The sequence below is a fragment of the Peribacillus sp. V2I11 genome (genome assembly GCF_030817135.1).
In the GTDB taxonomy this organism is placed as follows: domain Bacteria; phylum Bacillota; class Bacilli; order Bacillales; family DSM-1321; genus Peribacillus; species Peribacillus simplex.
Genome location: NZ_JAUSYW010000001.1, coordinates 3,547,150 through 3,567,932, shown reverse-complemented (window position 1 = coordinate 3,567,932; position 20,783 = coordinate 3,547,150). Strand labels below are relative to the sequence as shown.

Genomic DNA, 20,783 nt, shown 5'->3' with positions numbered 1-20,783 from the left:
ACACTGGTTAAAACCAGCGTCTTAATGAACAGCAAAACTGCATAAAGAGCAGCGGCTTTCTGTGGTAAGTCAGTAGCTACTCGATCATGAAAGTAACCCTTTTCCTACATACATCTGGCCGGATGGTATGGAGGGGGTTACTTTTTTAATGTAACCGCGATTACTGCGACGATTAAAGAGGCGAATGAAATCATTAGCATCAGTCCGTCCATAATAGAAATCACCAGCGACACCCCCTTTCTGTAAAGGAGTGACCGCTGCCCACTATACCAAATTGCTGTCCATTTACTATTATATCTGTATTTACTTGTTATTTATAGCCAAAAATAGATGTATTTAGTCTTCTTATTATATCCTTGCTTTACATAAAAAAAATCCCACATGAAGTGAGAACATTTTTTGCATATTTATCCCTTTATTGTTCCACTACACGGCCATCTTTATAAATGTGGAACCACCCAATCGTTCCTGTTCCGCCTTGATCCATCCAATCTTTATTTGCTGCTTTATATTTGTAATATGATTTTCCTTTGCCATCTTTCAGCAATCTGCCATCACCGCTGAATACGATGTTGTTACCCAGTTTCTTCTTACCTAACGCAATCGCATCTTTCTCCGTGAACTGTTTTCTTTCCACCTTATTTTCATCTAAAGCAGCCCATGTCAGCGGTCCGACGATACCATCTGAAGCCAAGTTATGATCGACTTGAAACTCCCTTACCACATTTTGTGTTTGGGTGCCGAAAATCCCATCAACACCTACATTATATTTAACATCTTTAAGGCTTTGCTGTAAGTCTCTTACATAACTCGAACGTGAGCCTTTCCTGAGGGTCGGGCGCGTTTCCGCCTTCGTTTCGATTTTTTGGATTTGACTGCCCTTTGAAGCTGCGTGGGTAATTGAAGTTCCCATTCCCAGAGGGGCCAATATCAGGGCAACTGTTGGAATAATGACCAATAATTTTTTCTTCAACACATATAACCTCCCATCATATGATCACTCCTGCAGGTTTCTGCACTTTCCTTGGAGCCCATTCATTATAACGTATGGAGTTTTATTATTGGTGTTTTATTACTTTAATTATAAAAAATGGTAAATAGTATTCATGGTTTGGATTTCAAAAAGTCAGCATATGATGGAAGTCACGATTCTTGAATAAAACAAAAAAATCCCTTAAAGGGGATTTTTTTGTTTTATTGATATTCTGACTGTTGTTGATTCTGCCCTTGCATCCCAGTTCCCATTCCCATCAAGTTAGTGGCAAGCGGTACCATATTTTTCATTTTTCTGCCATTTCCACTCAACATTTGATAAGTGGCAATACCCACTCCGACCGAAGCAACAACTGGTAAAATTTTATCCATGTTTGCCTTCATTTACATCACCTTATTTTTATATATTTTTGTTCATTTCCTGAACTCTTATATCTTGTTCAAAAGAACTCAAAAAATTCAAGATGTTTGTTTCTAAAACAATTAGTAATAAAAATATGTTTTAAAGGGAAAATTCTTTTATGAGGGATATTAGCACTCTTCGAATGGGAATTTTATTTTTATGTAGTTATAATCCAAACGATTATCATCAAGTTGTTTATTCAATAGCCATTCATTGATAGAAAAATGATGTAAGATTATTGAGGTGAATATTCATGCCAATGTTAGATGTGGACGGTATTAGCTTGTATTATTCTGTTAAGGGAAAAGGGGTTCCTATTGTTTTTATTCATCCTCCAGTACTGACTAGTGTGAATTTCCAATACCAAATGGAGGAATTATCCCAAGAATTCAAAGTTATCACTTTTGATATTAGGGGTCACGGAAGAAGTCAGTATTCAAGACTGCCAGTAACTTATCCCCTGATTATAGAAGATATCAAACATCTGTTGGATCATTTGAAAATTAAAAAAGCAATCATATGCGGATATTCAACCGGCGGCTCTATCGTATTGGAGTATTTGCTGAGTTGTGCCGATAGGGCTCTAGGAGGCATTGTAATAGGTGGAATGTCTGAAGTGAGGGATAAATATTTAAAGCAAAAGATTTCTTTAGGAATATCACTTGCAAATAAAGACGCAGTTCCAATTCTTGCGTTATCCATTTCATGGAGTAATTCAAATACGGGAAATTTGTTCAACAAAATGTTTAAATGAAGCCCTAAAAGGGGATGCCAGAAATATCGAGCAGTATTACTATTATAGTTTGCATTATAACTGTACCCATCAGCTAGAGAAAATCAACCTGCCGATTTTACTGATCTACGGTAAAAAAGATAAACCACTTTTTCATTATGCTAATTTATTACATGAAAAATTGCCGTGTACGGAATTAAAATTCATTGATCATGCAAAGCATCAGATTCCCACAAAAGCGGCTAAAGTTTTAAATGAAAGTATTAAGCATTTTATCCATACACAAACTGTTTGATTCTTTCTATTTAAAAACGAATAAACCAATCCATCAAGTGCCATGCAGGAAATTTCATTTTTTACCATTGTACACATCATAAATTTATGGAGTGAAAAAATTGGGAAGAGATAAAAGTATTCTGATTCATTTAATATTACTATTGCTAGTCACTGCCGTTTTTATTTGGTCAGTCATTAAGCCTGAAGGATACTTGATATGGACAATGGAAGTACTTCCTGCCGTTGTGTTTCTGATTATTGTAATTGCTGCATATAATAAATTCCGCCTCACTACATTATCTTATTTCATTATTGCCGCTCTTTCAATTACCATGTTCATCGGTGCCCATTATACGTACACAAAAGTTCCTCTATTTGATTGGATAAAAGATCATTACGATTTAAAACGAAACCACTATGATCGGTTTGGACATTTCCTAAAAGGTTTATTTGCGATTGTGATTAGAGAAATAGTAATACGTAAAACCCCTCTAACAAAAGGACCCTGGTTATTTGCTGTTACATTAAGTTTTGCGCTTGCCATTGGAGCCTTATATGAAATCATCGAATGGATAGCTGCCATCATTTCAAAAGGCGGAAAGGCTTCAAAGGAATTTTTAGGAACACAGGGTGATATTTGGGACGCACAATGGGATATGTCGTTAACCTTAATCGGCTCTATCCTTGTATTGTTCACCTTGTCCAAACTTCATGACAAACTGTTACGAAAAGTGAAAAATCGGGAAGAAAAAAAGAAGTAATTATGTGTCCGACCTGCATAACTGTAATGGCTTAAAGGATTTACAATCAGGATTCTCGAAGCCTTGTACTAATTTTACTAGATCATCTCTAACAAGATATACGAATTATTCCACTTCCTTTAAAGAATTGCTCTGAAAAACGATAAAAAATAGTGATCTATATAGATCACTATTTTTTAATTAGAATTTGATTGTTAATATGATGTTCCATATGTTCTAGATAATCTTTTATTAGCCACTCCAATGATTTTTGTTGATTATTTCCTATATAACAAAGATTAGATAATCTATCATTTGGTGTATTCGTTATTATATATATGATTTGCTTATTTAAAGTACAAAAAAGGTTAACTATCTCATCCATTGGCCGCTCCTGATAATTCTGGACTAGTACCCATTGGTCTTGATTATATGTTTGTATAACATATGGCTGTTCTTCGTACTGAATCTTGATAAACCTATTCATATTGTTCAATGCAGAATCGCATAGATGTCCTAAGATCTCTTTTTTGGACCATTTGTGTGGCATTGGTCGATGATTTAATTCTTTTTCTGTCATCCGGCTGAACTCTTCAGGTATAAAACCTATCCAATGATTGATTCCATCTATTACATTTTTCAAGTTGCACTCCCCCTAAGTTTTACTTAAAGGATTTTTATTCGGCAACCAACCGGAAAATACCTTCTTCTTCAATCAACAGCATTCAATAACAAACCAAAAGAAAAAACCGAAATCAAAAATGGATTTCGGTTTTCATTTTTAACCAGTCATGATTGTACTTGCTTACTTCCCTTTTTTTCATTGATAGCTTTTTGATCGATTTTTGTATAGATGCGTTCCACTTCGATTTTGTCATGCAACAGAAGTTCGCGGTTTTCTTTTAGCAGTTCAGTATAAGATTTCCTTCTCCTAGACATTTTTTAATTCACCTCTCAAGTGATTGAATTCGCAAGGTTTCGAATGGGTCAAGTCTCCGGCACCATAGAATGCGACTTTCACTCCAGCAAAGTCCACTTGGTCAATTTCCTCATAAAACTCGTTTGCTTCGTACGGTAAATCTTCAAGATTCCATGTATATAAACCAATAAAGGCCAAATCAAAATCCTTTAAAGCATCAACTTCAACAGTATCCAATCTTTCCATATATACTTCACAGCCGACAGCCTTCATTCTATTCTTTATGTTTATAGCCATTTTCTCGGTATTACCGGATAAACTGACATAACCAATGAATACCTTCATCTATATCACCTTCCTAATTGAGAATTACTTTCATTACACATTTCACTATAAATGAAAATGATTCTCATTGTCAATTATTTACCTCCGCTAATTATATTAAACAGTCCGTCTCCGTCTCGTTTATAGTATAAATATCTCGTAAATTAAGTGGGATCATCAAAACATTTAGGTAAAAAAGACCATTTTTTATAAAATTTCATGATATAATATAACTATATAGGTAGATATAACAAAACAAAAAAACACCTTCCAATTTCATATCTATCTTTCTTGTTTTTATAATAAATCCATAACTATATGAATTTATTATGGAAAATAATTATTTAGGGGATTATTATAATGAGAAAAGTGCTTTATTTTATTTTTATTTTCAGTATTTTTTCATATTGTGTCTTGCTAATTGTCCCATATAGATTTTTTATTATTGGATTTAAATTAACAATTCTATTATCGACAAATAACGAAGTAACACTATTTTCATCCTGATAACCCAACAGTAAAAAGAATTGAGTTAATAGTGAATATTTTTTTTGGACATTTGAATTGGGGATAAATTCTCTGATCTTGAAATACCTCAAAAATCACACAAGATAATATCTGAATTTATAGAGAAATACGAAGATATGGAGTTCGATAAGGTATTAGATTGTTTAAAAAATACATCAAAGGGGCCAATAATCTCTCTCTCATTATACAATTGGACTTTGGAAGATTATTTAAAAGATACTATTGCCATTAGATATTTCACGCATAAATGTAAGAATGTTTATTTATGGGTTGATGATTCTAATATTGTTACTACCATTCAACTAGAATTACATTAAAATACCCCTTTTATTTTAAACAGTAAAACTAAAGGATTTATTGTTTGATAAAAGGGGTTTTTCTGTAATATTTAAGTACGCTATAATTAATCATGTCTTATTTTAAGGAGTATCTAAAATGGCCTTACCGTTTATTACCGCATTTCCCTGACAGTTAAAAGGCTTTTAGCTTTTAGCAATTCCCCTTACCATCACATTGCAGTCCATCAAATTCATTCCGTTTATTTTTTGCTTCTTCCTTCTCAATGACTTGCGCTAACCTTTCTTTGCTGGCTAGTCCTTGAATGACTTCATCACCAATAATAAACGTCGGAACAGCCCTGATGTCTGCTTCTTCATAGGCATGTTTCAGTGCTTGTTGGTGCACTTCCCGATACTTTCGTGACACTAACGCTTCTCTAAAAGCATCTACAGGAAGTTCAACTTCACCCGCTAATTTTGTCAATACTTCAATATCTTCAATATTTTGTTCCTCTTGAAAAAACGCTGTAAATACTCTGTTGTGGAACTCGTTCCCTTTTCCGTGCTCCTTTGCAAAATGGCACCCTTCGAACGCCAAATGTGTATATGGATGCGGGGAAATACGGGGTAAACGCATATCAACCCCTAGCTTTTTCGCAGCAGGAAGAATGTAAGAATCCCATGAATTCAACTTATCGGGCTCTTTCCATGGATCAATTTTGGAATATGGACTCGGACGCAATTCAAATGGCATCCATTCCACTTCTACATCACTTTCCTTCACGATTTCGTCCAAAGGACCTTTACCTAAAAAACAAAATGGACATATAAAATCAGAATACGCTTTAATTTTCACTGTCATAATATATTCCCTCACTTTTCATCATTAGCTCAACTTGTAACCGAAATGGTTACAACATAGAACAAAAAAATATTAATATTAGAACATTACATTTAGTAACCATACAGCCTTGTTTCATCACCTGCTGTAATCATTTTAGTTACAGGTAGAAGGAAAGTCAACCATTATTTTAAAAAAACTATAAAAGCATGTACTATTTTACAGAAAAAGGTTTGTAAAGAAAGCGTCGCTTTCTCTACAAACCTTTTATTAAGCACCATTACATCTCGATTTGTTCGTTAACGGGTTCTCTCTTTTTCTTTCTCTGTTTTTTCGATTTTTTATAGTACAGCAATTCATATATACATGGAATGACAATAAGTGTGAGCAGTGTAGAAACAGCTAGCCCGCCAATGACGACGATCGCTAAACTTTGTGAAACCAAGCTTCCTGTTTCCGCTTTTTTATATAAAAGTGGCAGCATGGCACAAATCGTTGCTACAGCCGTCATTATGATCGGACGGAATCTTGTAGCTGTCGCTTCGACGATCGCATCACGGATAATCATTTTTTCTTCGTTCTGTTTGACTCGATCCAGAAGCACAATCGCGTTTGTCACAACAATTCCAATTAACATGAGAGCACCCAGCAGTGCTGTAATATCCACTGGAATCTGACTGATAACCAATCCTAATACCGCTCCAATAGCAGCAAATGGCAAGGAAAATAGAATGGCGATCGGTGCTTTGATCGATTTAAATGTTATAACCATGATTAAAAAGACAATACCGATCGATATTAACATCGTAAGGAACAAATCGGAAAAATCATCTGTCTGCTGAGCACTGGCTCCCCCAACTAAAATTTCTACATCATTCGGAATATCAAGGCCTTTGTTCTCTTTATCTCCAAATATCTCAAGATTTATTTTGCTTGCAATATCGGAGAGCTTAGTCGGATCGACCGTTGCCGTTAATTGAAGATATGTTTCTCCATCTTTATGGAACTGCGTCGTTGCACTCTCTTCGCTCTTTAATGTAGCAACCTTGGATACCGGAGCTAGACCGCCCTCTGTCATGATCGGAATACTTTTTAAATCCTCTGGTTTTTTAGGATCTAAGATTGGTTCAAGGACGACAGGTGTCTGCTTATCCTGTAAAGTTATATTGCCGATAGGCGTTTTATTAAGCATGATACCCAATTGTTGACCGATTTGTTCTGTATTGCCTTTAGCTGGATCTACCTTGAATGAATAAATGGTTTTCTTTTCATCTTGGTTCGTTGTAACTTCTTCAATTCCTTTAATATCCTGAATTCTTTCTTTGACCTTATTGGCCGTCTGTTCCAAATCTTCAACATTACTGCCGATCACATCTATCGTAATGTTCGTCTTTGATGCCCCCATCATAAATGAAGAGGCTGTGGCCGTAAGCTTCGCATCAGGATAGTTTTCTTGTTCCTGTTCCATTTTTCCCAGGATTGTATCCACATTTGCCTTATCCTTCACCAGGATGCCAAAAATCGCTTCTGTAGGTGATGCGACTTCGCCATATTGTGCCATCTCGGCAGAGTTTCCTAATTGCATGAAAATATTATCCACTTCACTCATACCCTGCATCGTCTCTTCGAGTTCAATCGCTTTTTCCTTTACTTCCTCATAAGGCTGATCATTTGGATAAGTTAATGTCACGGAGACATAGTCTGCTGAAGAATTATCAATCGCCCCTTTTGGCATGGCAAAATATGTACCAACGGAACCGACAAACAACAGCATAGCAACAATCAAGACAACCCATTTGTGGTTTAGTGACCAAGTAACCAGCTTGGTAAAACGCTTGGCCGGTCGATGTTTTGGCAGCTGCGTCCTTTTCAGCAATCCTGCACTCATTAATGGAACGACCGTCAATGCCACAATTAAAGAAGCCAGCAAAGAATAAGTGACGGTCAAAGCGAAAGGAAGAAGAAACTCTTGAAGCCCTCCATTCAATAAAGCAACCGGCAAGAAAACGGCTACAGTAGTAAGGGTTGAAGCTGTTATCGCCACTCCCACCTCTTTAGTTGCATCCATCACCAATTCGATTGAAATCTTCTCCTGCTGCATTTTCCGGAAAATATTTTCAATAACAACAATACTATCGTCCACCAAGCGCCCAATCGCTACAGCGACACCGCCCAGCGTCAAAATATTCAGCGTCACTCCCGACAATGACAGCAGAAATAACGTAAAGCCAAGAGATAACGGTATGGATACGATTGTAATGAATGTAGATCGTACATTCCGTAAAAAGACCATGATGACAATCGTAGCGAATAGTGCACCTAGCAGAACTTCTTTTACCATCGTCTGAACGGAAGTCTCCACCATATCAGCTGTAGATAAATAAATGGTCGATTTCTGGTCGCTATACTTTTCATTAATTTCTTTTGCTACTTTTTCAACCTCTTTACTGATTGTGACAGCATTTGATTGACTGTCCTTGATAATGCTTAAATCAATGCTTTCCTCTCCGTTAAAACGACTGATGAGGTTGCCATCCTTCGCTTCTTCAACTTTTGCTATCTCTCCAAGAGTGACATTTGGAGTGACCTTTAACGTTTTTAATTTTTCAATACTTGTTAAATCCCCGACAACCTTGATGTTACTTGCCTTCCCATCAATCACTTTTTCGCCTACGGCCAGAGCTGCATTCTGACCGTTAAGGACGCCCATGACATCTTGAATGGAGACTTTCTTTTTAGCCAACTCTTCATTATCCACTTTGACAGAAAGAACGGATTGGGAAACCCCAAATGTCTGTACATCCGAAACCCCTTTAATATCTTTATATAGAGGCTCCAATTCTTTCTTGGTAAAGTCTATATTTTCAGCTGTTAATCCATCCTTAAAAGTAACAGATATAAATGAAATGGGAATCATTGATGTATTTAACTGTGTAACAGTAGGCTTTGCCATGCTTTGTGGCAATGCTACACTGCCTAAAGCCTCTTGAACATCAAGTTTCGCTTGTTTCATATCCGATCCGGCTTCAAAGAATAGATCTACTTTTGAAAATCCATCTCCGGTGGTGGAGTATATCGAACTCTTTCCTTTAACTCCCGTAACGGCTCTTTCAATCGGTTCTGTAACTTGTGCTTCCATCGTTTTCGAATCGGTGCCCTGTCCCATTGTGATAATCGTGACTTGCGGATTATCGGCAGATGGTAAAAATTCCATCGGCAATTTAAAATAACTGACAACTCCGAGCAACAAAATAAATATGGTCACCAATGAAACGGCAGCCTTGTTCTTAAACGACCACTTAGTAAAAAACTCCACGTACTAATCACCCCTGAACATAATTTAATAGAAAATAATTCCATTTAAAATATTACCATATATTACTATTATTTGAGTGTTAATTTTTTATTGATTTTTATATTTTTTTATGTTCTATATTCAAAGAACTTTTTCCACATAAAAAAAAGGCTGCGCAGCAGCCTCAAAGAAACAAACTCGATTATTTATATCCCTTGAAAAAAAGCATAACGATAACCAAGACCATTGTACCGATAAGCAATAACGGGCCGATGCCCGAGCTATACACAAAGTAAACCGTGATGTGGCGAAAAATGAGCACGACAAGAAACAGGAATAACAAGAAACACAACAAGATGATCAGAGCGGTATTTTTATTCCGATACAAGTAACCAGCCCCATTTTAATAGCTATATTTACACTATGGAAAAATTCATACGATGCATCCGTTAAGAAACAATATGCAGCCCATGTTTTGTACTATTCTGTATATCTAATAAAAAAGGGTTGCCGCAGCAACCCGTTTCTTTGAATATGGTTTGGACGGTATAAATGAAACTACATTTCTTGAAGTTCATTGACCGTTACAAACGTATACCCTTCGTTCGTTAACTCTTGTAAGATCCCTTCAATCGCTTGAAGTTCTTTACCCGTATCATCATACATCGGATGCATCAGGATGATCGAACCTGGTTTTATATTATCCTTCACATACTTCACTTTATCAGAAGCGGAAGTGTAATAGCTATCTGGTTCCAGATTCCAGGTAATGGTCTCTCTATCATTTTCATTTAAATAATAAGGCAGCCCTAAAATTTTTTTCCCGTTTGGTGGCCGGACGTCAATTTCACCCTTATATCCGGTGTTCTGAATTAATTTATCCGTTTTCTCGATTTCCGTCTTGATATAAGAGGGCGATTTAAAAACCATTCGCCTGTGGGAATACGTATGGTTCCCAATCTGATGGCCTGCTTCCGCTATTTTCCCAGCCTCCTCTGGATACTTTTCGATTTCGTTACCAATCAGGAAGAATGTTGCTTTTACATCGTATTTATCCAATAACGGAAGGATCTCATTTACATTCTTCGATGGGCCATCATCAAATGTCAAAGCGACCACTTTTTCATTCGTCTCGACATTATCCGTTAAACCTCCGAATACCTGATATGTTCTCGAATTCATTAATTTATATGTACCAAGCAATAGGAGGAAAACAACCAGGGTTCCCAATCCAATGAATATCAATTTCTTTTTCATGGCAAGTACCTATCTTTCTGTTAGTTTTTTAATCCAATGACCTATTATAGCAAATCACTGAACGAAAAAACTTATTGCTCTCTTCCGATCGAACCGTCTACATTCACTTTACATGTATCAATTCAAAACGCTCACACACAAGCAGCATATCTTCTTTAAATGTGTGGCCGATTTTGTCCAGTTCTTCTTTAAAAAATTTTTCATGTGCGTCCCACCAGTATGTATAGGTTCCATCGCCTTCCCCTTCTGCAATCGCAAACTCTTCACTCACTTCATTCATGGGCAATACTTCGACTTTCACTGTTTGTATGATGGCTAAGGGCACATCCTCACTGCTTAAAATAATGCTGTAATCACCCGCGGATGGTAATGGTTCATTTTCTTCTTCATAAAAAACATACCCAGAGCACGTAGCCGTTTTTATCCCATCCATCACTAATTGAGCCAAATGATCGGGATCGGCCCCGAATTGCCATGCACTGACTGACTGGGGTTTTTCTTCGTCTTTCCCCTGCCAAAATTCATTCCAATATAATTCCGCTTTGACATTCATTCCATGATTCCCCAATTCGGTTCTGAAATAATTATTATTCTTAAAATTTTCGCCCATCTTTCATTCGTTTTTTTCACTTCTGTATTCATGTTCCCACTCACTTAAATACATACGATTCGTGATTTTTTTAGAGTTTTCCAGTTTACTAATAAACTCCAAACTGTTTCCGTCTGGATCATTAAAGTGAATTTTAGCGTGGGCATATTCCCCGTGAGGCATCACGAAAGGTTCAACTGGTAGAAATCCGAAAGCTTCCCTTGGCGCATAGCCCCTATCTTCAAGCCATTCGACTGAACTTTTTAAATCTTCCAATGATACTTGAAAAGCGATATGCCGTAGGGAGGGATGATACTCAACCTCCACTTTTTCCGTTTCCCAAAGCCCTAACCAACTTTTATCCTTTTCAATCCATAGAAAAGCCAGGTTATCTTCAACCTTATGATCCAATTCCAAACCAAGCCCCTCATAAAATTCAATGGAACGATTCAAATTACTAACCGGTAAATGTGCTTCGTATAAACCTCTTATCATTGAATAATCCCCTTTTAGTCAGATCTATCTCCCAAGAAGCTTCATGACCATCCTGATTCAACCCCTTTATCTTATTGATCTACGGGGCAATTCTATTTCCCCAGTTAACAACAAAGTGATGACGATCACCCAAAATATAAAGAATGACGAGGAAAAAACCAAAGAAATGATAGAAATCACTTTTTTCTCCGTTTTCTTCAAAATTCCTATGACAGATAGGACGATGCCGGCAATCGTAAGGAAAAATGTTATATAATCACCAGTCATGCTCCCGATATTTTCCATTCTAATAGGTGTAATAAATACAGTAAAAAAGCAAATGATTCCAATGATGAATGAAGTAAAACTAATTACACCGTACCTCTTCTGAATACATGCTTCGTTTTCCATCGAGCTCACCCTTTCAGCAGTTTTTAAATCCTATATATATCTATTAATATCTCACAAATAATTTTAACATATAATACCAGACGAATTGTTATGCACAAAAAAAGGAGACAAAAGACCGTGAATTAAAGCTTCATTTTCATGCCCTCATGAGTGGCTTTAAATCCTAAACGTTCATAAAAACGCAGCGTTTCTTCCCGCTTTTTATCGGTCGTCAGCTGAATGATATGGCAGCCCCGCTTCCTTGCACGGTCGACCGCATATTGAATCAACTTGCTTCCAATACCTTTCCCCCGTTCTGAAGATGCCGTCCGAGCCCCTTCGATCGTAGCTCTCCAACCGCCTTGATGGGTAATATATGGAGTGAACGTGATTTGCTGCACCCCAACGATTTCCTCACCAAGACATGCTACGATCAATTCATTATTCTCATCTGCATCAATGGATTCAAATGCTTTTAGATAGCTTTCGGGAAGGGGATTTTCATAGCGCTCCCTTTCCCTCCCCAATACATCGTCCGCAAGCATATGTACTATTTCCCTTAAGTCTTTTGCTGTCGCATTCCTGAATGTGACCATACTATCCCTCCTGATATTTACTTAGTATCAACCTTTTTCGTCATGATGAAAACCAATCGTTCATTAATAACTTCTGCTAATGGTCCGTCGGTCCTCTTTTCTGGAGGAAAAAAAAAGGACGGACTTCCTCTATTAAAAGGAAGTCCGTCCAGTAAATCATTATTAAGTAATTGGCGCAGGATTGAAGAGTGCCAAATCATTATGCAGACCCCAATGCTCTGCCCAGGTTTTCTTTTTACCGCTGGCCACTTCCAGAATAAGGTGAAATATTTCCCACCCAACTTCCTCTATGGTTGCTTCACCAGTAGCGATGGTTCCAGCATTAATATCAATCAGATCTTTCCATTGCTCCGTCAATGTATTTCGTGTAGATACTTTGATGACGGAAGCCATTGCGAGGTTATAAGGGGTGCCTCTTCCAGTTGTAAAAACTTGAAGGTGCATACCGGAAGCTAGCTGTAACGTTCCGCAAACAAAGTCACTAGCTGGTGTAGCTGCAAAAATCAGCCCTTTTTCCGTAGCCTTTTCACCTGGGGCCAGTACGCCTGAAATGGCGCTGCCTCCGGATTTTGCAATGGAGCCTAATGATTTTTCCACTACATTGGCCAATCCGCCTTTTTTGTTTCCTGGCGACGGATTGGCACTTCGATCAGCATCACCTAAAGCAAGGTAGTTATCATACCAATCCATTTCCTTTATTAAAGCTCTCCCTACTTCTTCATTCACCGCTCGAGGCGTCAATAGATGAATCGCATCCCGTACTTCCGTGACTTCAGAAAATAGAACGGTTGCCCCTGCTCTAACTAACAGATCTGTAGCATATCCTACTGCAGGGTTAGCTGTCACACCAGAGAATGCATCACTTCCTCCGCACTGCGTACCGATGACTAATTCGGAAACCGGAAATGTCTCCCGCTGCCTGCGGTTCAACTTGATTAAACGTTGCTCGGCCATTTCCATAATCGATTGGACCATTCCCGCAAATCCCTGCTGATCCTGAAGTGAAATGATATCTGACTCGTCCCCGCTCGGATTTATTCTCATTGGAGACAGTTTTTCACATCCCAAACCAACTACCAAGGCTTCCCCGCCGAAATTCGGGTGTTTCGCAAGGTTCTGTATCGTGCGAATGGGAATAATTGCTTCCGGTGCATTGATTGCGACTCCGCACCCATAGTTGTGATTTATAGCGGCAACATCATCAACATTGGGATACTTCGGGAGAAGCTCTTTTTTTATCCGGTTCACGACGAAATCAAGCACGCCTACTACACATTGAACGCTTGTTGTAATGCCTAATATATTCTTGGTTCCAACACTGCCATCTTCATTGCGGAATCCTTGAAATGTATATCCTTCAAGTGGGGGCAAAGTTTTAGGTATATCATTTGCTACCGGTAATTCCTTTAAATCGGGAGATGCCGGCAGCATCACCAATGACTCGTCAATCCAACAGCCCTTACTGATTGATTCAGCCGCATAACCGATAACTTCCCCATAGCGTATGATGGCTTCATTCTCGGCTATATCCATTAAAGCCACTTTGTGACCTTGTGGTACTCTTTCTTTCAATTCAAGCCCGCAAGAGAAAACGGTTCCTTGATCCAAGCCCCCCGTATTAACCACGATGGCGACATTGTCCATCCCATTTACCTTAATATAAAGCGGTACCTCCGTCAGTTGCGTTTTTGTATCCACTTTACCACTCCTTCATTCTAATAAAGCAAACAGACACCACTAAAGATACACGGGCCGGTTATTTTCAGCTAAAATAACTTTTTTTTCCCTTATTTTACAAACACCGTTTTAATGGATGTAAAAAACTCTTTTGCTGCTTCTCCTTGTTCCCTGGAGTGGGAGCTGGAGTTTTTCATGCCGCCAAATGGCGCCTGTAATTCAACGCCTGCGCTCTCAGCGTTAACCCTGATCAATCCCGCTTCCATATCGTTAACAAATGAAAGCAAATGTTGGATATTGGCTGTAAAAATCGAAGCACTAAGGCCGTATTCCACGCTGTTCGCAAGTTGCAGGGCTTCTTCAACTGAATCAGCTTTCAATAAAGCGATTACCGGACCAAAGATTTCTTCCTGTACAATTGTCATATCTGACGTGCAGTTATCAAAGATCGTAGGCTCTACATAAAAGCCATTTGCCTGAGGGCCTTCTTCAGCACGCTTTCCGCCAATTAGAAGTGTAGCGCCTTCCTCCACTCCTTTTTCGATATAGGAAAGAACCGTATTTAATTGATTTTCGCTAGCACATGGTCCCATCCATGTCCCGCTGTCCAATCCATCCCCGATGGAAATGCCTTTCGTTTCTTTCACCAGCAACCCCTTGAACTCTTCATAAACTTCAGCTGCAACGATGACACGGCTTGTCGCGGTACATTTTTGCCCCGTTGAGCGAAACGCACCTGTAATGACTGCTTCTACAGCCAGATTAAGATCCGCATCCGCTGCAACGATTACCGGGTTTTTCCCGCCCATTTCAAGCTGGTATTTCGCTCCGCGTGCTAACGCCGCTTGTCCAATCCTTTTTCCAACTCCGTTTGAGCCAGTAAAGGTAATGCCGTTTACATCTTCGTGATCGGCGATGCCCTGCCCTATGACACTGCCCGGCCCTGTGACCATATTGACAACACCCGCCGGTAAACCGGCTTCTTCAAAACACTCCATGATCTTCGCACAGGTGATGGCCGTCTCGGTAGCTGGTTTGACCACAATCGTATTCCCATATACGAGAGCAGGAGCCATCTTCCAGATTGGGATGGCGATTGGGAAATTCCAAGGTGTTATGACGCCCACTACACCAAGCGGGACGCGCGTAGTGAACATAAGCGCTGAACTGTCGGTGGATGGAATGACATCCCCCACTTTACGCATTCCTTCTCCTGCATAATATTTCAGGATCGCAATGCCGCGTGCCGTTTCCCCTTTTGTTTCAGCAAATGTCTTTCCCATTTCCCTTGTTGCACATTCTGCGATTTCATCAATCCGCTTTTCAAGAATTTGCGCTACTTTATATAGATACTCCCCGCGCTCTGAACCAGCTAATTTGCGCCATTTTTCTTTTGCCTTTTTCGCAGCTTCCACAGCCAGGTTCAAGTCATCCTTGGTTGATTTCTGTACATATCCGACAATTGCCTGTTTATCTGCCGGGTTTAAACTTTTTTCAACTTCATTTGAAATGGAAGCAACCCATTCACCGTTAATATAGTTAAGATACGTTTTTGTTTGAACTGTAGTTATCATATATAATCCCACCCTTATTAGATTGATTGAATTGATGTTTCTTTTGGAAAACGATCTAAGGCACGCTCTAATATCGTTTGCATTTCTGCATAATGTTCCTTTTCAACCGGAAGTATTGGTAATCTGACTGTTTGCCCAACCGGCATTCCCATAATCTCCATACCTGCTTTAATGAGAGAGACGGCATATCCTTTTCGCTGACGGCGAATGTTGTTGATTGGCATAATGACCTGTTGGTAAATTTCATTGACCGTTTCTTGATCTCCACTCAAAATGCCATAATAGAATTTCCGTGAGATGTGCGGGATGTAATTTGATATCGCAGATGAATATGAGTCAAAGCCAAGTGGAACGTAGGCCGACATGGTAACTTCCGCAAGCGGCATTCCGTTCAGCCAGCCGAAACGTTTTCCGAAGGTTTGTGTCAGGAGTCCATTCAACTCCATATTGCCTAGACCGTCTTTGACGCCGACCACCTGAGGGACCTCTGCGAGCGCTTCCAAAGTTGAAATTGAAAGTGACACATTATCACGCTGATATACTATTGAATTTAAGTCTGTACTCTCTGCGATGGCTTTGAAATAAGCCGCCAGACCTGCCTGTTCTCCAGTAACGAGATATGGAGGTAATATTAAATAACCATCTGCCCCTCTATCCGCTGATATTCTGGCAAGTTCCAGAGAAGTTTGAATATTGCCTCCTACCCCTGTGTATACAGGGACTTTTCCAGCCGTGACGGATACGGCTACCTCTACCATCGCTTCATATTCCTCTTTACTTAACGATGGATATTCTGCTGCTGCACATGCCACGAAAATGGCCTCGAGTCCCTCATCTATCAAAAATTGGATATTTTGGGCGAGTGCTTGTTCATCAAGCTTATTACTTGTTGTGAATGGTGCCACGGGAAATCCGAGAATCCCTTTAGGTGCCTGGCGAATTTTATTCATTTTCTATTCCTCCTTGTGTATTATTGTTTTATTGTAAGACAAATACACCGAATGGTCAATTGTATTTTTTTATTTTCTGAAAAATCAAGCATTATTTGATCCCTCAATAATTTAGCTTCTAATATATACAAAAAAACAAGATAATTAAGGAGCTGAAATGAAAAACGATTTATAAAAAAAGCCATTGACAAACAATTTCATTTGTCTTACCATTGGACAAAACTAAATATTATGAATTTTCACAAAGGAGGAAGCGCTAACGTTGTAAGCGGTATCAAATGAAAAATATAATTAAATACTTTTAAGGAAGTGAGTATATGAACGCTGAAGAAAAAGTTTTTCAAGCAACTCCTAAACTGCCAAATGCCCAGAAAAAAACACGGACACGATGGTTCATTGTCTTCATGCTCTTTATGGTTACCGCCCTGAATTATGCGGATCGTGCGACGCTATCAATTGCGGGGACGGACATGTCTGGTCAGCTTGGTCTCGATTCAGTCATGATGGGCTATGTTTTCTCCGCCTTCGCTTGGTCTTATGTAGCTGGACAAATTCCAGGTGGATGGCTTTTAGACCGTTTTGGCTCAAAAAGAGTTTACTTTTGGAGTATCACGTTATGGTCCACCTTTACGCTTTTACAAGGGTTTCTCGGTTTTTTCGGTTCTGCCGGAACAGCTGTCCTGGTATTGTTCGGACTGCGTTTTTTAGTTGGATTGGCAGAAGCCCCTTCCTTCCCGGCCAACAGCCGAATCGTTGCTACCTGGTTCCCAAGCCATGAACGAGGAACCGCGGCTGCCACTTTCAATTCCGCCCAGTATTTTGCAACCGTTCTCTTTGCACCGATCATGGGTTACATTACGTATAAATTCGGTTGGGAATACGTCTTCTTCTTTATGGGCGCTTTGGGAATCATCGTTGCTTTCATCTGGATGAAAACGATTTATGGTCCAAAGGAACATCCTCGCATCAACGAAGCTGAGCTTGAATATATCGAAGCGGGCGGCGCTTTGATCAATATGGATCAAACCACTACAAATAAGGAGGAAAAGAAAGGCGTCAACTGGAATCATATTAAGCAGCTATTATCAAACCGTATGCTGCTGGGTGTTTATCTCGGACAATATTGCATTACAACGTTAACGTACTTTTTCCTGACATGGTTTCCTGTGTACCTTGTACAAGAAAGAGGCATGACCATTCTTGAAGTTGGATTAGTCGCTTCCCTTCCAGCCATTTGTGGATTTTTTGGCGGCATTCTCGGAGGGACATTCTCGGACTTCCTGTTACGGAAGGGATTCTCATTGACTGTCGCCCGAAAAGTGCCAATTGTTGTCGGGATGCTTCTATCGATGAGCTTGGTAGCTGCAAATTATGTAGATACGGAATGGATTGTCATATTCGTTATGGCCCTTGCGTTTTTCGGTAAAGGATTTGGGGCACTCGGCTGGGCGGTAGTGGCCGATACCTCACCAAAAGAAATGTCCGGTGTCAGTGGCGGGCTTTTCAACACATTCGGTAACATTGCCGGCATTACAACACCGATTATCATCGGATACATCATTGCCACGACAGGGTCATTCAATGGGGCGCTAGTCTTCGTATGTGCTAATGCTCTTGTCGCGGTTTGCAGCTATTTATTCCTAGTTGGTGAAATTAAACGTGTAGAGTTAAAATCATAGTCAACTAAATATTCTAGTAGGGGGAAAATTATGAACAATCAATTGCTTAAGGATAATGTAAAAATCGGCACACCGGTAATTTCAGAAATGAGCGTTATTCCAGTTGCGGGCCATGACGGGATGCTTCTGAACTTGAGCGGTGCCCATGCTCCTTATTTCACTCGGAACATTGTGATTCTAAAAGACAATGCGGGTAATACGGGTGTAGGTGAAGTTCCTGGAGGCGAAAAAATTCGCCAGACACTCGAAGATGCCAAACAATTGGTTGTCGGCCAGTCCATTGGAACTTACAACAACATTCTAAATACAATCCGTAAGCAGTTTGCGGACCGGGATGCAGGAGGGCGCGGCCTTCAAACGTTCGATCTCCGTATTGCCATACATGCCGTAACAGCATTGGAAGCGGCACTTCTGGATTTAGTTGGCCAATATTTAGGTGTTCCAGTCGCAGCCCTTCTCGGCGAAGGACAACAGAGAGATAAGGTGGAAATGCTGGGCTACTTATTTTATGTAGGTGACCGCAATAAAACAGATCTTGGTTATATAAGCGAACCTGAAGCGGAAGATGACTGGATTCGCCTCCGTCATGTGGAAGCGCTCACACCCGAATCGATTGTCCGCTTGGCAGAAGCCGCCCACTCTCGCTATGGATTCAATGATTTTAAATTGAAAGGCGGGGTTTTGCGCGGGGAAGAAGAAATCGAAGCGGTGACGGCACTTGCTGAACGCTTCCCTGAAGCCAGGATCACACTTGATCCAAATGGCGGCTGGCTCCTTGAGGATGCGATTAAACTTTGCCGGGATCAACATCATGTTTTAGCCTATGCGGAAGATCCATGCGGAGCGGAAAATGGTTTTTCCGCCCGGGAAATCATGACGGAATTCAGGCGCGCAACGGGCCTTCCCACCGCTACGAATATGATTGCAACGGACTGGAGGCAAATGGGGCACTCCATTCAACTTCAATCCGTGGACATTCCTCTTGCCGATCCGCATTTTTGGACGATGCAAGGCTCCGTCCGTGTTGCTCAAATGTGCAACGAATGGGGATTGACATGGGGATCACACTCCAATAATCACTTTGACATTTCACTTGCGATGTTTACACACGTTGCAGCGGCCGCACCAGGAAAAATCACTGCGATCGATACCCACTGGATTTGGCAGGATGGACAGCGTTTGACAAAAGAACCTTTTAAAATTGTCGGCGGGATGGTCGATGTCCCTTCCAAACCCGGACTAGGAATTGAATTGGATATGGAACAAATCGAAAAGGCACATCAACTTTATAAACGAAAAGGACTTGGTGCCCGTGATGATTCAATGGCTATGCAATACCTGATTTCCGGATGGAAATTTGATCCAAAATCACCTTGCCTTGTCAGATGATTTATTTCCAGCAATGCGTGCGCCTCTCTCTTTAGAGCGGCGCATTTTACTTTTTTTGGACATTGACCTTCTCATCCTCACATGCAAATAAGTGTATTATATTATATAATTAGTCTTACAGTAGGAATACATATAGGATTTCACAGAAAAGGGGTTACACAATGGAAGAATCGTCAAAGAAATTAGGCGTACAATCGGTACACCGCAACACTCTTTCACAACAAGTCGTGGATCAAATTGTCCATCTGCTCGTCAGCGGACAAATGAAAGCGGGCGACAAACTGCCTCCTGAAATGGAACTTATGAAAGAACTTGAAGTAAGCCGGCCGGTTTTACGGGAGGCGCTCAGTGCACTTGATACACTAGGGGTCATTACACGGAAAACGCGTGAAGGAACCTTTTTTAACGATAAAATCGGTACCCATCCATTCTCTGTCATGCTGGCCCTGGCCACTGATAATTTACCAGCGATCATCGAAGCGCGAATGGCATTGGAGTTGGGATTAGTAACGATGGCCGCCGAGAAGATCACAGACGAACAACTGGAGAAACTGCAAGTCACGATTGACACGATTGCCAATAGTGAAGACAACGATTATGGAGAGGCCGATAAAGAATTCCACAAGATCATTGCTTTAAGTGCGAACAATCCGATTATTGAAGGCATGATCGATTCCTTATTGATTACCCATAATAAGATAAATAGCCTGATTCAATTCAGAGAACGGGAACTGACCGTAAAGTATCATAAAGCCATCTATGCGGCACTTGCAGCACATGATCCACATGAAGCATTCAGCCAAATGTACAAGCACCTTGATTACGTCCGTCAGAAAGTCCTTCAATATTCTCACGCAAATTAAAATATCGTTTGAGAG

At 39.9% G+C, this 20,783-nt stretch carries 20 protein-coding genes and 1 pseudogene; 5 read left to right on the top strand and 16 right to left on the bottom strand.

What is annotated here, in order from left to right:
• Nucleotides 1–415: 415 nt before the first annotated feature.
• Both QFZ73_RS17390 and QFZ73_RS17385 read right to left on the bottom strand, forming a co-directional pair.
• On the bottom strand, nucleotides 416–976 hold the full coding sequence (locus tag QFZ73_RS17390) for a peptidoglycan-binding domain-containing protein (RefSeq protein ID WP_251438105.1): 561 nt from the start codon (nucleotides 974–976) through the stop codon (nucleotides 416–418).
• A gap of 218 nt (nucleotides 977–1,194) precedes the next feature.
• Complete coding sequence (locus tag QFZ73_RS17385) at nucleotides 1,195–1,377, bottom strand: hypothetical protein (protein ID WP_307268685.1); 183 nt, start codon at nucleotides 1,375–1,377, stop codon at nucleotides 1,195–1,197.
• Between the two features lie 272 nt (nucleotides 1,378–1,649).
• Between QFZ73_RS17385 and QFZ73_RS17380 the strand changes: the two are divergent.
• A pseudogene (locus QFZ73_RS17380) lies at nucleotides 1,650–2,424 on the top strand (alpha/beta fold hydrolase).
• 91 nt (nucleotides 2,425–2,515) lie between these two features.
• Complete coding sequence (locus QFZ73_RS17375) at nucleotides 2,516–3,166, top strand: DUF2238 domain-containing protein (RefSeq protein ID WP_373458948.1); 651 nt, start codon at nucleotides 2,516–2,518, stop codon at nucleotides 3,164–3,166.
• A 169-nt stretch (nucleotides 3,167–3,335) separates the two neighbouring features.
• Here QFZ73_RS17375 and QFZ73_RS17370 read toward each other — a convergent pair whose 3' ends face one another.
• The 14 genes from QFZ73_RS17370 to kdgD all read right to left on the bottom strand — a co-directional run bounded on the left by QFZ73_RS17370 (nucleotide 3,336) and on the right by kdgD (nucleotide 16,837).
• The gene (locus QFZ73_RS17370; protein WP_307268677.1) at nucleotides 3,336–3,788 is read right to left on the bottom strand and encodes a DinB family protein; all 453 of its coding nucleotides are present in this window, start codon (nucleotides 3,786–3,788) and stop codon (nucleotides 3,336–3,338) included.
• A 146-nt stretch (nucleotides 3,789–3,934) separates the two neighbouring features.
• A complete protein-coding gene (locus QFZ73_RS17365) occupies nucleotides 3,935–4,084 on the bottom strand; it encodes an FbpB family small basic protein (protein WP_095393069.1) in 150 nt (49 codons plus the stop codon).
• Entirely contained in the window at nucleotides 4,077–4,409 is a 333-nt protein-coding gene (locus QFZ73_RS17360; protein WP_307268672.1) for a flavodoxin domain-containing protein, read from the bottom strand. The genes QFZ73_RS17365 and QFZ73_RS17360 overlap by 8 nt, the downstream gene beginning before the upstream one ends.
• A 996-nt stretch (nucleotides 4,410–5,405) precedes the next feature.
• Complete coding sequence (locus QFZ73_RS17355; protein ID WP_307268668.1) at nucleotides 5,406–6,056, bottom strand: DsbA family oxidoreductase; 651 nt, start codon at nucleotides 6,054–6,056, stop codon at nucleotides 5,406–5,408.
• 259 nt (nucleotides 6,057–6,315) lie between these two features.
• Entirely contained in the window at nucleotides 6,316–9,351 is a 3,036-nt protein-coding gene (locus QFZ73_RS17350; RefSeq protein WP_307268666.1) for an efflux RND transporter permease subunit, read from the bottom strand.
• Between the two features lie 181 nt (nucleotides 9,352–9,532).
• Nucleotides 9,533–9,718: a hypothetical protein gene (locus tag QFZ73_RS17345; RefSeq protein ID WP_251438113.1), complete on the bottom strand. Its 186-nt coding sequence runs from the start codon at nucleotides 9,716–9,718 to the stop codon at nucleotides 9,533–9,535.
• 170 nt (nucleotides 9,719–9,888) lie between these two features.
• The gene (locus tag QFZ73_RS17340; protein WP_307268661.1) at nucleotides 9,889–10,587 is read right to left on the bottom strand and encodes a polysaccharide deacetylase family protein; all 699 of its coding nucleotides are present in this window, start codon (nucleotides 10,585–10,587) and stop codon (nucleotides 9,889–9,891) included.
• Nucleotides 10,588–10,690: 103 nt separating this feature from the next.
• Nucleotides 10,691–11,140, bottom strand: coding sequence for an ASCH domain-containing protein (locus QFZ73_RS17335; protein WP_307268658.1), 450 nt, complete (start codon nucleotides 11,138–11,140; stop codon nucleotides 10,691–10,693).
• A gap of 60 nt (nucleotides 11,141–11,200) precedes the next feature.
• Nucleotides 11,201–11,671, bottom strand: a complete 471-nt coding sequence (locus tag QFZ73_RS17330) for a VOC family protein (protein WP_307268653.1) — start codon at nucleotides 11,669–11,671, stop codon at nucleotides 11,201–11,203.
• A gap of 66 nt (nucleotides 11,672–11,737) precedes the next feature.
• Nucleotides 11,738–12,061, bottom strand: coding sequence for a hypothetical protein (locus QFZ73_RS17325; RefSeq protein WP_251438117.1), 324 nt, complete (start codon nucleotides 12,059–12,061; stop codon nucleotides 11,738–11,740).
• A gap of 122 nt (nucleotides 12,062–12,183) precedes the next feature.
• Entirely contained in the window at nucleotides 12,184–12,636 is a 453-nt protein-coding gene (locus QFZ73_RS17320; protein WP_307268649.1) for a GNAT family N-acetyltransferase, read from the bottom strand.
• A 162-nt stretch (nucleotides 12,637–12,798) separates the two neighbouring features.
• Nucleotides 12,799–14,334 carry a galactarate dehydratase gene (garD, locus tag QFZ73_RS17315; RefSeq protein WP_307268646.1) on the bottom strand — a complete coding sequence of 512 codons (1,536 nt, stop codon included), beginning with the start codon at nucleotides 14,332–14,334 and terminating at the stop codon, nucleotides 12,799–12,801.
• A gap of 89 nt (nucleotides 14,335–14,423) precedes the next feature.
• On the bottom strand, nucleotides 14,424–15,887 hold the full coding sequence (gucD, locus tag QFZ73_RS17310) for an alpha-ketoglutaric semialdehyde dehydrogenase GucD (protein ID WP_251432806.1): 1,464 nt from the start codon (nucleotides 15,885–15,887) through the stop codon (nucleotides 14,424–14,426).
• A 17-nt stretch (nucleotides 15,888–15,904) separates the two neighbouring features.
• Nucleotides 15,905–16,837, bottom strand: a complete 933-nt coding sequence (kdgD, locus tag QFZ73_RS17305) for a 5-dehydro-4-deoxyglucarate dehydratase (RefSeq protein ID WP_307268641.1) — start codon at nucleotides 16,835–16,837, stop codon at nucleotides 15,905–15,907.
• 317 nt (nucleotides 16,838–17,154) lie between these two features.
• On the opposite strand from kdgD, the gene QFZ73_RS17300 reads away from it, so the two are divergent.
• The 3 genes from QFZ73_RS17300 (at nucleotide 17,155) to QFZ73_RS17290 (ending at nucleotide 20,768) form a co-directional block, all read left to right on the top strand.
• Nucleotides 17,155–18,516: an MFS transporter gene (locus QFZ73_RS17300; RefSeq protein ID WP_251432800.1), complete on the top strand. Its 1,362-nt coding sequence runs from the start codon at nucleotides 17,155–17,157 to the stop codon at nucleotides 18,514–18,516.
• Nucleotides 18,517–18,546: 30 nt separating this feature from the next.
• Nucleotides 18,547–19,905, top strand: a complete 1,359-nt coding sequence (gudD, locus tag QFZ73_RS17295; RefSeq protein ID WP_307268637.1) for a glucarate dehydratase — start codon at nucleotides 18,547–18,549, stop codon at nucleotides 19,903–19,905.
• A gap of 161 nt (nucleotides 19,906–20,066) precedes the next feature.
• Nucleotides 20,067–20,768 (top strand): FadR/GntR family transcriptional regulator, encoded by a 702-nt coding sequence (locus QFZ73_RS17290; RefSeq protein ID WP_063232459.1) that lies wholly within the window; start codon nucleotides 20,067–20,069, stop codon nucleotides 20,766–20,768.
• Nucleotides 20,769–20,783 lie beyond the last annotated feature (15 nt).